This is a genomic window from Streptomyces apricus (assembly GCF_008369065.1).
GTDB lineage: Bacteria > Actinomycetota > Actinomycetes > Streptomycetales > Streptomycetaceae > Streptomyces > Streptomyces apricus.
The window spans coordinates 764,732-778,916 of sequence record NZ_VDFC01000046.1 but is presented as its reverse complement, the minus strand read 5'-3'; the positions used below and the strand labels follow the sequence as shown (position 1 = coordinate 778,916).

General features: G+C 74.5%; 10 protein-coding genes. 6 read left to right on the top strand and 4 right to left on the bottom strand.

The annotated features are described in order from the left end of the window. Nucleotides 1-91 precede the first annotated feature (91 nt). Both FGF04_RS23590 and FGF04_RS23585 read left to right on the top strand, forming a co-directional pair. Nucleotides 92-970 (top strand): TauD/TfdA dioxygenase family protein, encoded by an 879-nt coding sequence (locus FGF04_RS23590; protein WP_149513275.1) that lies wholly within the window; start codon nt 92-94, stop codon nt 968-970. Nucleotides 971-1,042: 72 nt separating this feature from the next. Further along, nucleotides 1,043-2,284, top strand: coding sequence for an NAD(P)/FAD-dependent oxidoreductase (locus FGF04_RS23585; RefSeq protein WP_149513274.1), 1,242 nt, complete (start codon nt 1,043-1,045; stop codon nt 2,282-2,284). Nucleotides 2,285-2,312: 28 nt separating this feature from the next. Here FGF04_RS23585 and FGF04_RS23580 read toward each other — a convergent pair whose 3' ends face one another. Continuing rightward, entirely contained in the window at nt 2,313-4,331 is a 2,019-nt protein-coding gene (locus FGF04_RS23580; protein WP_235882455.1) for an ATP-binding protein, read from the bottom strand. An 88-nt stretch (nt 4,332-4,419) separates the two neighbouring features. Next, complete coding sequence (locus tag FGF04_RS23575) at nt 4,420-5,307, bottom strand: oxygenase MpaB family protein (RefSeq protein WP_149513273.1); 888 nt, start codon at nt 5,305-5,307, stop codon at nt 4,420-4,422. Nucleotides 5,308-5,554: 247 nt separating this feature from the next. On the opposite strand from FGF04_RS23575, the gene FGF04_RS23570 reads away from it, so the two are divergent. Further along, nucleotides 5,555-6,802: a P1 family peptidase gene (locus tag FGF04_RS23570; RefSeq protein ID WP_149513272.1), complete on the top strand. Its 1,248-nt coding sequence runs from the start codon at nt 5,555-5,557 to the stop codon at nt 6,800-6,802. Here the strand turns inward: FGF04_RS23570 and FGF04_RS23565 are convergent. Further along, complete coding sequence (locus FGF04_RS23565) at nt 6,787-8,739, bottom strand: FHA domain-containing protein (RefSeq protein ID WP_149513271.1); 1,953 nt, start codon at nt 8,737-8,739, stop codon at nt 6,787-6,789. The genes FGF04_RS23570 and FGF04_RS23565 overlap by 16 nt on opposite strands. A gap of 104 nt (nt 8,740-8,843) precedes the next feature. Continuing rightward, on the bottom strand, nt 8,844-10,799 hold the full coding sequence (locus tag FGF04_RS23560; RefSeq protein WP_149513270.1) for a serine/threonine-protein kinase: 1,956 nt from the start codon (nt 10,797-10,799) through the stop codon (nt 8,844-8,846). A 557-nt stretch (nt 10,800-11,356) separates the two neighbouring features. On the opposite strand from FGF04_RS23560, the gene FGF04_RS23555 reads away from it, so the two are divergent. From FGF04_RS23555 to FGF04_RS23545, 3 genes are all read left to right on the top strand, one after another. Further along, nucleotides 11,357-11,734: an ANTAR domain-containing protein gene (locus tag FGF04_RS23555; protein ID WP_149513269.1), complete on the top strand. Its 378-nt coding sequence runs from the start codon at nt 11,357-11,359 to the stop codon at nt 11,732-11,734. A 198-nt stretch (nt 11,735-11,932) separates the two neighbouring features. Further along, entirely contained in the window at nt 11,933-13,189 is a 1,257-nt protein-coding gene (locus tag FGF04_RS23550) for a PP2C family protein-serine/threonine phosphatase (protein ID WP_235882454.1), read from the top strand. 127 nt (nt 13,190-13,316) lie between these two features. Further along, nucleotides 13,317-14,045, top strand: coding sequence for a phosphodiesterase (locus tag FGF04_RS23545; protein ID WP_149513268.1), 729 nt, complete (start codon nt 13,317-13,319; stop codon nt 14,043-14,045). Nucleotides 14,046-14,185: the final 140 nt, after the last annotated feature.

Sequence of the window (14,185 nt, the reverse complement as noted above, 5' to 3'; positions counted from 1 at the left end):
AACGCTCCCTGCGGTGGACCCCGACCCAGACCCGGACCTCGATCCCGACCCCGCCCCTGGCACCGCCCCCTCACATCACACCGGAGACCCCATGGACCAGTTCACCCTCGACGCCATCGAACGCATCACCACGGCGCCCCGCGAGACCTACGGCAGCTTCACCGTCGACCCGCTGACCCCGCTCCTCGGCGCGGAGGTCTCGGGCCTCGACCTCTCCGAGGAACTGACGCCGGTCCAGCAGAAGGAGATCCGCGCCGCCTTCCTCACCCACCACGTCCTCGTCTTCCGCGACCAGCACCTCACCCCCGACGACCACAAGCGCTTCGCCGGCCTCTTCGGCCCGCTGCACCCGGTCGCCCTGCCCGAGGAGGACTCCGACCCGTACATCCTGGAGATCAGGGCGAACAAGGACTCCCGTGCCGTCGCCGGCAACGGCTGGCACGCCGACGGGACCGCCGACGCCGAGCCCTCCCTGGGCTCGATGCTCCACATCACCGAAATCCCGGAGATCGGCAGCGGCGGCGACACCCTCTTCGCCAACATGCACCTCGCCTACGACATGCTGTCCCCGTCGATGAAGGCGTTCCTGGACGGGCTCACCGCCGTGCACGACGGCGCGCGCCCCTGGCTCGCGCAGGGCCAGCTGCCGCCGGCCGAGTACGACGTGCCGCGCACCGAGCACCCGGTCGTGGTCCGCCACCCCGACACCGGACGCAAGCTCCTGTTCGTCAACGGCCCGTACACCTCGCGGATCACGCAGCTGGCCGCCGCCGAGAGCACGGCCGTCCTGGAGATGCTGTACGACCACATCGCCCGGACGAACCTGCTGCACTGCCGGGTGCGCTGGCAGGCGAACACCCTGGTCTTCTGGGACAACCGCTGCGTCCAGCACCACGCCACCTGGGACTACTTCCCGCACGCGCGCTACGGGCAGCGCATCGCCATCGACGGCACCCGCCCCCAGGCCTGACCCGCATCCGCGCGGGCGGTCCGGCCGGAAGTGCGGTCGTGAGGACGCGTACCCCGAACGAGGAGAGTTCCCATGGCCGCCGCCCGTGGTGCACCGGACGTCGTGGTGATCGGCGCGGGCCTGGCCGGTCTGGCCTGTGCCCGTGACCTGGTGGCGGCCGGCCTCGGCGTGACGGTGCTGGAGGCGTCCGACGAGGTGGGCGGGCGCATGCGCTCGGACCGTCACGAGGGCTTCGTCGTGGACCGCGGTTTCCAGGTCTTCAACACGGCCTACCCGCAGGTCCGCCGCCGGCTGCCGCTGCGCGACCTGCGGCTGAGGCCCTTCACGCCGGGCGTCCTGGTGCACACCGGGGAGGCGCGGCTGCGCTTCGCCGACCCGACGCGCAGGCCCCGCGAGCTCCACGACCTGCGTCCAGGACGGCTCGCGGGCGTCCGTGACCTCCTCGCGCTGGGCGCGCTGTCGGGGCGGGACATGCTCGCGCCCGCGCGCCTGCTGAAGCGGGGCGAGGACCGCACCACCCGTACCGCGCTCGCGTCGGCGGGGTTCAGCGAGGAGTTCGTCGAGCGGTTCTTCCGGCCGTTCCTGTCCGGCGTCTTCCTGGAGGACGAGCTGGAGACCTCGGGGCGGGTCTTCCACCTCGTCTGGCGCACCATGCTGCGCGGCACGCTGTGCCTGCCGGGCGGCGGCATCGGCGCGGTGCCGCGCCTGCTCGCGGACGCGCTCCCCGAGGGGACCGTGCGGCTCGGCACGCCGGTCGCCCGGCTCACGGACGACGGCGTCGCACCAGAGACGGGCACCGAACTGCCGGCCCGCGCCGTGGTCGTCGCGACGGGGCCCGGTCCGGCGACCCGTCTGCTGCCGGACCTGGAAGTGCCGCCGTACCGCGTGGTGACCACCTACTACCACGTGGCCGGGCGCTCACCGCTCGCCGAACCCACCCTCCTCACCGACACCCGCAGGCGCTTCCTGAACTCCTGTGTCCTGAGCGAGGTCGTGCCCGGGTACGCGCCCGAGGGGATGTCCCTGATCGCGACCTCGGTGCTCGGCGAGGACACCGCGGGCCGCGAACGCGAGGTCCGCACGGCCCTGGCGGAGGCGTACGGCGCCGACACGGCGGGCTGGGACCTGCTGACCGTGCGCACCGTGCCCGACGCCCTGCCCGCCATGGCGCCCCCGCAGCCCCTCAGCCGTACCTCCCGGTACGCCCCCGGCCGGTACGTGTGCGGCGACCACCGGGCCACAGGGTCGGTGCAGGGTGCGCTGGCGTCGGGCGCCCGCGCGGCCCGTGAGGTCGTGCGGGACCTGGGGCGGTAGGCGGCCGCGCACGGGCGCGGCCCGGCCCTCACTCCTTCCTGTCCAGCAGTTCCCGCAGCACCGCCTCCGGGTCCCGGAGCACCGAGTCGAGCAGCGCCTTGTCGTACCCGGAGTCGCCCAGCAGGGACCGGGCGGTCGTCTCGTACTGCCGGCGCACGGGACCCAGCTCCGGGGTGCCCCGCTGCGGGTGGCCAACGGCGGCCCAGTAGTTCTCCCCGGCGCCGTACGCGGCGACCGCGGGCCCGCCCGCCCCCTGCGCGGCGAGCGCCGAGGCGAGCAGGTCCAGGCCGAGGGCTATGCCGAAGCTGTCGCCGATGAGCCGCTTGCCGTCGAGCATGGACGCCGCGTGTGCGGCCGCGTCCTCGGGACGGTCCTCGAACAGCGAGAGCAGCGCCAGCTGGTAGTCGGCGTACGACCGCGTCCACCACTCGCCGCGTTCGACGCAGTCGCGGCGCAGTTCGGTGGCCTCGCGGCGGGCCGCGTCCCGCAGCCCCTCCCCCGTGAGGGCGAAGATGCGCACCAGCCGGCACTGGACGCGGCCCGCGGAGTCGAAGGGCCTGCCGCCCACGCTCTCCAGGGCCCCGTCGACCACGAACCGCGCGGCCATCGGCCGCCCCTCCAGCAGGTGGACGAGGCCGAGCAGGTACGCGGCGAGCAGCGTGCCCTCGCTCTCCCCCTGCGCGGCGGCCTGCCGCTCGCACGCCAGGGCGAGGCGTTGCGCCGCCTCCTGCTCGCCGCACAGCACCCGGGTGAGGCCCAGGGCCCACAGCGCCCGCGTCCGCACCGCCCCCGGCTGGTCCGTCAGGGCCAGGGCCTCCTCAAGGTAGCCGGTGGCCTCGCGCAGATGACCGCAGCAGCTCCAGAAGAAGGCCAGCAGCCCGGAGAGTTCGAGTGCCTGCTGGGGCCGCGTGGCGAGGAGGTGGTCGAGCCCGGCGCACAGGTCGGCGTGCGTGGCGGACACCCAGCGGTACGCTTCCAGCTGGGCCGGTCCCAGCCAGTCCGCGTGCGCGCGCCGGGCCCTGCGCAGGAAGTACGCGGCGTGCCGCTCGGACAGCCGCCCGGTCTCGCCCAGCTCCGCGAGCCACATGCCGCCGTACTCCCGCACGGTGTCGAGCATCTGGAAGCGGCCGTCGACGCGGGAGACGACGGACTTGCGTTCCAGACCCGCGAGGGCGCGTTCGACGTCCGCGGCGGACAGCGCCCCGTCGGTGCACACGGCACGCACGGCGTCCGCGTCCACGGCGGCCCGGAAGACCGAGAAGCGGGCCCACAGCAGCCGCTCCGCCGGTTCGCACAGCTCATGGCTCCAGCCGATGGTGGTGCGCAGCGCGCGGTGCCGGAAGTTCCCGGCGACGGGGGTCTGCGCGACGAGGTCGAGGCGCAGGCGCAGGCCGTGCTCGACCTCGTGCAGTGTGCGGTGCGCCAGCTGGCCGGCCGCCAGCTCCAGCGCGAGCGGGATGCCCTCCAGCCGGCGGCACAGCCGGACGACGGTGATGAGCGCTTCGGGGTCCACCGGTCCGGTCCCCGTCGCGAGCGCGCGGCGGCAGAAGAGCTCCACGGCGTCGGTCTCCGGCGGCAGCGGGTCCACGACCACCTGGTGCTCGCCGTCCATCCCCAGCGGTTCCCGGCTGGTCACCAGCACGGTCACCCCCGGGCAGGCGGCGAGGATACGGGCGAGCAGAGCGCGGCAGGCCGCCGGGAGGTGCTCGCACGAGTCCAGCACCAGCAGGACGTCCCGGTCCGCCAGCCACCGGCACAGCGCGTCCAGGGGTTCGGCCGTCGCGTGGTCGGCGAAGTCGAGGGCGTCGGCGACCGTGGCGAGCAGGAGCCGGTCGGCCGTCAGCGGCCACAGGTCCGCCCAGGCCACGCCGCGGGTGCCGGAGCGCGCCGCCCGGTCCGCGGCGTGCAGGGCGAGCCGGCTCTTGCCCACGCCGCCCGGGCCCGTGAGGACGACCAGGCGGTGGCGGTCCAGGGCCGCGGCGACGTGCGCCAGCTCCTCGCGTCGTCCGACGAGGCCGTCGGGGATGTCGGGCAGGTTCCTCAGCACGGTGACCGTCTCTCGTCACAATCGTCCGGGCAGTACGCGGTGCGCGGGGCGCGTGGTGTCGCGGGGCGCATGGTGTGCGGTGGGCCGTTCAGCCGGCCGGGGCGCGGCCGGTCGGCGGCGGGCTCATCGCCCAGCGGACCGCCGAGGTCACGGCGGAGCCCAGCGGCCGTACGCACAGGCCGTCGACCAGCGCCGGCCGGGGCAGCCGGAGCTCCGCGGCGGCCCAGGCGGGCAGCAGGGAGACCGCGTTCGCGGCGAGCACCCCGTACGGGAGACGGGCGAGCAGCGGGACCGGCGGGTTCAGCAGCAGGAAGCGTCCGGTGTCGCGGGCCTGCGGGGTCGCCCGCAGCTCGGGGCGGTACGCGTCGAGGCGTGCGGCGAGGCCCGCCCGGTCGCGCGGCGGATCGGACACGCCGAGCGCGGTGGCGACGCGCGCCATGTCCTCGACGTAGCCGTCGCACTCGGCGGCCGTCAGCGGGCGGTGGCCGTAGCGCTGGTGGGCGCGCAGGAAGCTGTCGGTCTCGGCGGCGTGCACCCAGCCCAGCAGGTGCGGATCGCCCGCCCGGTAGGCGGCGCCCTCGGGGGTCGTTCCGGACACCCGCTCGTGGACCGCGCGCACCCGCGCGCAGGCCTGTTCGGCGCTCTCGGCGGTGCCGTACGTCGTCGTCGCCAGGAACGTGCTGGTGCGCTGGAGCCTGCCCCKCGGGTCGCCCCGGAAGCCGGAATGGGCGGCGACGGCGGCCATGGCGAGCGGATGGAGCGACTGCAGCAGCAGGGCCGACAGGCCGCCGATGAACATCGACGCGTCGCCGTGCACCCGGCGGACGGGGCGCTCGGGCCCGAACCAGCGCGGGCCCGGTGTGCCGTGGATGCGCTCGCGGTTGCGGGGGCCGTCCGGTCCTGCCACCCGGGCGAAGAGTTCGCCGCCGAGGCGTGCGCGCAGCCCGTCGACGCAGGGCGGTCCGATGAGTCTCATCGACGTCGTGTCCTCCGTTCCGGCGGGCCCCCGCCCGCGGTCTCCGGCGCCCCGCACGGGGCGGTGGCAGGCCCGCCGCCCCCGTGCGGGGCGGACGACGGGCACGCCGCACACACTGGATTCCGGGCGGGCGGGGCATTCGGACGCACCCGGAGGGAAACCGGTGGGGCGCCCGTGGAGCACGGGAGCCGGCCCGCCGGGCAGCCCCGGTAGCGCGCCCTCATGCATGTGTCACTAGCGTGCCCTCATGCGTGAGTCACTTCATGAGCCGTCGGACGGGCCGTCGCGCGAGGACGAGCCGTGGCGCGGGGACGAGCCGCTGCTCGGGTCTCCGTCCGGGAGGCCCCCGGCCGCCGCCCGGCGGGCCCGTGCGCTCGGTCTCGGCGTCGGGGACCTGCCCACCGGGCCCCACAACGCCCTGACCGACGTGCCCGGCGTCCGCGTCGGGCACACCACGCTGGTGCGCCCGCCCCGCGTGCACAGCGGTGTCACCGCGATCGTGCCGGACGGGGTGGGCCCCGGCAGTCCGCTGCCCGCCGGGGTCTTCGCGGGCAACGGCTACGGCAAGCTCCTCGGCACCACGCAGCTCGCGGAGCTCGGCGCGCTGGAGACGCCGGTGCTGCTCACCTCGACGCTGTCCGCCTTCCGGGTCGCGGACGCCCTGGTGGGCTGGGTCCTGGAGCGGCCCGAGGGCGCGGGCGTACGGAGCCTGAACCCGGTCGTCGGGGAGTGCAACGACGGGCTCCTGTCCGACATCCGCTCCCGTCCGGTGCGGGCGGAGCACGTCCGGGCCGCGCTCGACTCCGCGTGCGGCGGTCCGGTCGCCGAGGGATGTGTGGGGGCGGGGACCGGGATGACCGCGCTGGGCTTCAAGGCCGGCATCGGCACCTCGTCGCGGCGCGTGTCCCTGGCCGCGGGCCGCGAGGTGACGCTCGGGGTGCTCGTGCAGGCCAACTTCGGCGGCACGCTGCGGGTGTCGGGCCGGACCGTCACCCCCGCCGACGTCGGCGTCCAGACGCAGGACCCGCCACCGACGACGGGCGAGGCGCCGGCGGCGGACCCGGCACGGACGGGGGACGCGGTGCTGGCAGGGGACGCGGTGCCGGCGGCGGCCCCGGAGGAGGGTTCCTGCATGGTCGTGGTCGCGACCGACGCTCCGCTGGACGCCCGCCAGCTGACCCGTCTGGCCCGGCGCGCGGTCTACGGGCTGGCCAGGGCCGGCGCCGCGTACGGCCACGGCAGCGGCGACTACGGCCTCGCCTTCGGCACCCGCCCGCTGGGCGCGCCCGCCGGGCCCTCCGTGGTGGCGGACGGCCTGCTGGACCCGCTCTTCGTCGCCGTCCTGGACGCCGTCGAGGAGTCCGTCCTGAACTCCCTGCTCACCGCCACCACGACCACGGGCCCGCACGGCCACACGCGCCACCCGCTGCCCGCGGCGCCGCTCCTCGCCCTGCTGCGGGCCCGCCAGGGGCGGCCGGCTCAGGCCGGGTCGTAGGCCGCGGGCTCCCGGGGGCCCGGGTCCTGGCCGACGGCCCGCGGGTCCGTGGGACGGCCGACGTACACCGGCGCCTCCGACTGGTAGAAGAGGTCGATGTCGGCCTCCTCGCCGCCGACGATCAGCGTGTCCCACGCCCCGCTCTCCTGCAGGGTCCGCAGGGTCGACGGCGCCAGGGAGGCGAGGTGCTCGCGCAGCTCCTCGTCGGTCGGCATGCCGGGCAGACGGGGGGCGAGCCGGGAGCGGATCTCGCCCATGCGCGCGAGCAGCGCCTCCAGGTCGGGCCGGGCGTCCTCGGGCTCGGCGGTCGGCACCGGGGCGGGCGCCTCCTCCATGCTGCGGGCGATGATGTCCTTGATGGCGCGGGTGACGCCCTGTTCGTCGGTGGTGACCATGGCGTTCCAGGCGCGGCTCTTGTGCCGGTACTGCAGCATGGACATCGCGGCCTCGTGCCGGATGAAGTCGGCGTCGCGCAGCGGCTTGCCCCGCCAGGCGCGGCTGAGCGAGCGGGCCAGCGACACGGCCGAGGCGACACCGCTGTTGAGGCCGCGCCCGGGCCAGAAGTGGATGGCGTTGGCGGCGTCGCCCAGCAGGAAGCCGTACGTTCCCGGGGTCGTCGCGGTGGCCCGGCTGAGCTGCGCGGTGAACCTGGGGCGCTGCACCATGTCCAGCCGGAACGAGGTGATGGCGCTCAGGTCCTCCTCGGGCACGCCGAACAGCTTGAGGCCCTCCTGGATCCGCTTCCACAGGGCCGAGCCGCGCAGCAGGGCGGGCAGGAAGAGGGTGCCGTGGGTGGGACAGACGAACTCGTTGTCCTCGTGGCGGCTCATCACGCAGGGCCGTGCGGCGATGCACTCCTCGAAGACCTGGCGCACGGGATCGATGCCGATCACCGCCTTGGCCTCGTCGCGGGTGAGGCGCATGTTGAGGAAGCCCTCGCCGCGCAGGGAGTTGAGCAGGAACCGGTTCTGCGACACGGTCAGCAGGACGCTCATCTCGTCCGTGAGCGGCGACTTGACCCGCAGGCCGAGCACCACGTCCTGGATGTGCTCGCCGTCCAGGGAGTAGATGGAGGCGTCGGCCGCGCCGAAGCGGTCCCCGTAGTACTCGCGGGTGCGGGAGCGGCCGCCCTCGCCGATCACCAGGACGTGCTCCTGGGCGAGCCGCCCCTCGTGCTCGGGCGCGTCGAAGCGCTTCGGTACGAGCCGGATGGCGGCCTTGGTGTTGGCCAGTGCGAGCAACTGGTCCTCGACGTAGGCGATCCGGATGTTGCGGGGAGGCTTGCCGTCGACGGAGTCGGGGCCGATCGGCCACATCTCGGAGTAGTGGGCCGGGTCGGAGAACAGCGCGGCCTGCATCTCCTCGCTCAGCGCGAGGTACTGCCGGCTCTGGATGGTGACGACCTGCTGACGGCGTACGTTCCCGTGCGTCTCGTCCTTCCAGACCACCGTGGAGCCGGACCTGACCCAGCGGCCCTCGTAGACCGTGACGGCCACCCGCCCGGGCAGCGCTGCCTCCAGCATCAGGGCGAAGGCCAGACCGACCGGGCCCCCGCCCGCGACCGTGACGCGCAGGGTGCCGGGGTCCGCGGCCGGGGCGCGCGGCATGTCCAGCTGGGAGAGGTCCATGACCGTCTCCAGGGCCTCCTGCGTCTCGAACGCGAAGGTCTCGTCGCCGATGCGTATGACGTCGCCGTGCTCCAGCACGTGCCGGGTGATACGGCGGTCGTTGACGTGCGTCCCGTTCCTGCTGTTGCGGTCGTGCAGGACGAACGCCCCGTCCTCCACGACGATCTCGGCGTGCAGACGGGAGGCACTGGTGCTGACGATGATCACATCGTTGTCGCTCTTGCGTCCGAACCGTAGGGAGCCCGCGGTGCCCAGCACCACGCTCTGACCGCTGAAGGGACCCGTGCGTCCCACGATGACCGACGACACTTCAAACTCCTCGATGACATGCCCGGCACGGGGCGGTTGGGACCATCACGAACAGGGGACCCGGGCAGGACGGCGCGCGGGGTCCGCGGCCGCCGCCCGGGCCGTCATCGGCACGTCACCGTGAACGGCACCGTGTCGGAGATCGTCTGCTGCGACGACTTGATCTCCACGCCCATGGCGCTCGCCAGCGTCCCCTCCTGCGCGTACGTCGTCACGCGGATCGACTGCTGGTGGGTGCGGGGGCCGCCCTCGGAGAACGTCAGCCGCCGCCAGGTCCTGTCGACGACCGATCCCTCCGCCGAGACCCAGCGGTAGGTGAAGCTGACGGGCAGCTCGGTCACCTTGAAGGTGGCCGTGAACGCGGGGGCCCGGTCCTGCGGCGGCGGGCAGCTGCCCGCGTACGTCGTGTTGGTCCCCTCGACCGTCACCGTGACCGGGGGCTGTCCCTCGGCGTCCGAGCCGTCGCCGCCGGCGGCGGCGCCGTCCTGGGCCTGCGGGGAGCCCGTGCCGGCCGTGTTCGAGGAGGGGTCCTTGGCATCCGCCTTGCCGTCGTCCCCCTCGTTGAGCAGGGCGTAGCCCAGTCCGCCCAGCAGCAGGGCGCCCACGGTCGCCAGCGCCACGATCAGGTATCCCTTGCGGCGGTTGCGCGGCGGCGGGGTGGAGCCGGGTGCCTCCGCGGTGACCGGGGAGGTCGCCGTCGGGAGGGAGTGCGCCTGCGGAACCTGCTGGTGCGCGGGGCCCGTGGGCGGCGCGGGAGGCGCTCCGGCGCCGGTGGGGCCGGGGGACGTGCGCACCTGGACGGTGGGCGTGTCGGTGGCGCCCGGCGCCGCGGTGGCCGCCACCGTGCCGTCGGCGACCGTGAGGTCGTGGGACGCGGTGGCCGGGGAGGTCGCGTCCGGAGACGTTGCGTCCGGGGCGGCGGGCGCCGTCGCTGCGGGCCGCGCCGGTGCCGTCGGCCCGTCGACGGCGGTCACCGCGGAGGTGTCCGCCGAGGTGAGCGCGGACGTGTCCGCGGAGGTGGCGTCCGTGGCACCGGTGGCGTCCGGCGCCGGGCGTGCGTCGCCGGGCCGCTCGAAGACGGTCGCCGCGGCGGTGCCCGTCTGCGCGGTGTCGGCGGACGCGGGCCGCGGCGCGGGGTGCGCCTGCCCGGTGGGTGCGTCGGCGGCGGTCGCCACCGGCTGAGGGCCCGTCGACGTGGAGTCGGCGTCAAGCGCGGCGCCGGCGGCTATGAGCCGCAGGTCCCGTGCCGTCCGCTCGGCGGAGGCCCGCTCCGCGGGGTCCTTGCGCAGCAGTCCCTCGATGACGGGGGCCAGCGGTCCGGCGCGGTCCGCGACGGGCGGCTCGTCGTCGACGACGGCGCGCAGCGTGCCCAGGGCGCTGTCCTGCCGGAAGGGCGAACGGCCCTGGACGGCGGTGTGCAGCAGCACACCGAGCGACCACAGGTCGGTCGCGGGACCGAGGGAACGGCCCAACGCCTGTTCGGGCGCGAGGTATTCGGGGGAACCGACGACCTCGCCGGTCATGGTGAGCGCGGTGTCGCCCATCACCATGGCGATGCCGAAGTCGCTGAGGATCACCCGGTCGTCGTCGGCGAGCAGGACGTTGGCCGGTTTGACGTCCCGGTGCAGCACGTCGGCCTCGTGCGCGGCGCGCAGCGCGTTCAGTACCTCGGCGCCGATCCGCGCGGCCTCCTGGGGGCGCAACGTCCCCTGCTCCTCCAGCAGATCGGCGAGGGAGCGGCCGCGCACGAGCTCCATGACGATCCAGGGGCGGCCGCCGTCGGTGACCACGTCGTGCACGGTGATCACGTTGCGGGCGGTGATCCGGGCCGCGGCCCAGGCCTCCCGCTCCAGCCGGGTGTACATGCGCTCGATCTTCTCGGCGGCGAGCCCGGAGGGCGCGCGCACCTCCTTGATCGCGACCTCGCGGCGCAGCACCTCGTCACGGGCGCGCCACACGGTGCCCATACCGCCCTCCCCCAGAGGAGAGAGCAGTCGGTAGCGTTCGGCGACCAGCCGCTCAGGGCTCACGTCCGGGGACGCTGTGTCCTGGTGGTGCATCGGGGTGATTCTCCCTTGTCCTACGAGCATGACCATGAGCGCCCGGACGTCGCCCATGCGATCGGGGCCGCCCCGGCACGCTGGTGCTCCCGTCGCATGCAGTGGCGCCCGACAGCGGTGGGCCCACCGTGCCGGACCCCTCGTCCTCCACCGCCGAGGCGATCACCCGTCGCTATCAACTACACGTAGGGCAAGGGCCATTCGGTTGCTGAAGTCTAGCCTCGCGGTCAGCTCCTTTCGGACAGCAGCAGTCGTTTCAGGTCGGGATACGTCGGGTCGTGACAGTCAGCGTGCCCGCGTTGACAGATCCGTGAGGAAGGTGTGGCCCCGCGTGCCGACGCCCGCGCCCTCCGCGCGGAACCGGACAGAAGCGTTCCGCGCGGGGCCCCCGGCCCGAACTGCCGCCGTCCCAGGGCGTCTTCCGCTCCCCCGACCGCCGCGCGGGCCATCGGGCCCCCGCCACCGGCCTTCCGCCGCACCGGACCCTTTTGGCCCGTTCTCGCGGCGGCGGGCCCATGATTGACGGGCCGGGATCGGGGAGAGACGGAAGTCGTCGGATGCCGGATTCGAGTGCAGCGGAGGCGGCGGTGGCGGGCAAGGCGACACCTGGTACCGGAGACACGGTGGAGGGACCCGCGGCGGAGCGGGTGGAGGAACTGGAGGAACTGCAGGACGAGAACGCCCAGCTCCAGGAGGCGGTGCGCTCGCACGCCGTGGTGGACCAGGCGATCGGTGTGGTGATCGCGCTGGGGCGGTTGACGCCGGACCAGGGCTGGCGGGTCCTGCGGGAGATCTCGCAGCGGACGAACGTCAAGCTGCGGGACGTCGCCCGCCTGCTCATCGACTGGGCCCGGACCGGGCGACTGGACGACGGGATCCGTACGGAGCTGGAGCAGCAGCTCGGCCGCGTGCGGTCCGCGCGGGACCACGCATAGCACCGGCGCACGGCCCGCCGCGCGGCTGGGGGCGGCCCCGCCGCAGTACGGTCCTGGGACAGGTGGTGCGGCCGTAGTCTTGACGTGACATCGGTTCGGACTTCTCGTTCTCGTCCACCGGCTCCCCTCTGCCGTGGCCCCGGGCGGTGGGGCCGGAACAGGCGGACGCGAGCCGTCCCTGTTCGACAGGTGACCGGCATGACCTCGCTCGACGACTGTGCCCGCATGCTGCACGCGCTGCTGCGGGCCAGCCATCTGTCCGCCTTCGAGGAGCTGCCGGAACTGGTGGCACGGCACACGGAGGACGCCGGACTGCACGGGACGCGCGTCTACGTGGCCGACATCCAGGAGCTGGTACTGCGCGAGGTGACCGGCCGGGGACCGGACGCCGGCGCGGGCGGGCAGGAGATGCGGGTCGACGGGACGCTGCCGGGCCGGGTCTTCCGCAGCGCGCAGACGCACTCCGCGCCCGCCGACGGGGGCGTGCAGCACTGGCTGCCCGTCCTGGACGGCACCGAACGGCTGGGCGTCCTGCGGACCGGGACCGACGGCGAACCGGACGACGACACGCGCAACGCGATGGAGGACCTGGCCTCGCTCCTGGGCCTGCTCCTGGTCTCCAAGCGGCATCACAGCGATTCCTACGCCCGCCTCACCCGGGTGCGCCCGATGTCGGTGTCCGCGGAGATGCAGTGGACGCTGATGCCGCCGCGCACGTTCGCCAACAGCAGGGTGACCATCGCCGCGGCGATGGAGCCGGCCTACGACACGGCGGGCGACGCCTACGACTACGCCCTGGCCGGCGAGACGGCCCACCTGTCGGTCTTCGACGCCATGGGCCACGACACCTCGGCGGGGCTGACGGCCAACCTCGCCATGGCCACCTGCCGCAACGAACGGCGGCGGGGCCGGGGCCTCGAAGAGGCGCGCGACGCGATCGAGGCCACGCTGCTCGAACAGTTCTCCCGGTCCCGGTACGCGACCGCGGTACTGGCCGACCTCGACCTGGACTCGGGCCTGCTGACCTGGCTCAACTGCGGCCACCACCTCCCCGTCCTGATCCGCGGGAGGCGCTGGACCACCCATCTCGGCTGCGCGCCGACCCATCCGCTGGGCACCGACCTGGGACTGCCCGTGACCGTGTGCCGGGAACAGCTGGAGCCGGGCGACCAGTTGCTGCTGTACACCGACGGCATCGTCGAGGCGCGCGACGCCCAGGGGCACGAGTTCGGCCGCGACCGCTTCGTGGAGTTCGTCATCCGGCACCAGGCGGACGGCCTGGCCGCGCCGGAGACGCTGCGCCGGCTCGTCCGCGCGGTACTGGACCACCACGACGGCCACCTGGAGGACGACGCCACGGTACTGCTGTGCGAATGGCACGGCGGCGCCGTGACGGCCCCGCCCCTCCAGGACGAGGGCGTGTCCGGAGCGAGGTCTCCGGTACGCACCTCCTGAACCGCGCACGCCACGCGGGCACCCGCCCATGCTTCGTGTCCGCGGGGGTACTCGGACGGCCCTTCGCCGCAGGTCGCGGCGGCGGGGCGGAGCGGCTGCCCGGTTTCGAGGAAGGTCGAGGTGCGGCATGGCAGGACGACTGGTCGGTGCCGTCGAGGCGGGGTTCCGCCGTCTGGCGCGGCTGCGGCGCGCCCCGGCGCTGCATCCGACCGGGCTGACCTGCACGGCCGAACTGGAGGTCGTGGACGACGGGGGCGGCAGCTGGGGCGTCCCCTGGCTCGACACGCCCGGCCGGTACACCGCCGTGGTCCGCCTCTCCCGGGGAGCCGGTCTGCCCGCCCGGCTGCCCGACGCGCTGGGACTGGCCGTCCGCGTCGAGGACGCGGCGGCCCCGGGCCGGCCCCTGGACCTGCTGCTCACCAGCAGTGGCAGCGGCCGGACCGTCCGGCGSCTGCCKCTGCCGCGCGCCGATGTGCTGGGCGGCCCGTACTCGACCCTGCTGAAGTACCGCGTCGGCGCCCGCCACCGTCTCCTGGCCGCCTTTCCCCGGCGTGACCGGGCTCCCGTGCACGGCGACCCGGCGAGCCTGCACAGGGCCCTCGCCGACGGGAGGCTCGTGGTCGACCTGCGCGCCGGGACCGTCGGGGGCACCTGGCGGACGTTCGCGGTGCTGACGGTGGGCGCTCCCCTGCCCGTACCGCGCGAGGAGAGCGTGGACTTCGACATATACGGGAACCGCCTCCCGGAATTCGGCCCGGGCAGCGCGCTGGCGGCGGTGCGCCGCGCCGCTTACCGGGGTTCACGGGCGGGCCGCCACCGGGCCCGAAGCCGTGGCCACGACCGTGACTCCGTGTGAGTAATAGGCCATTCGCACGAACGGCACATTGGTCCCTTGGGGTCGGTTCCGCCGCACCGGCAGCTTGTCCCGCGTCAGGGGGGCATGGATCGGGCTCAACTGGTTACGCACTGCCCGACACCACGACCGGTGGGCGAGGC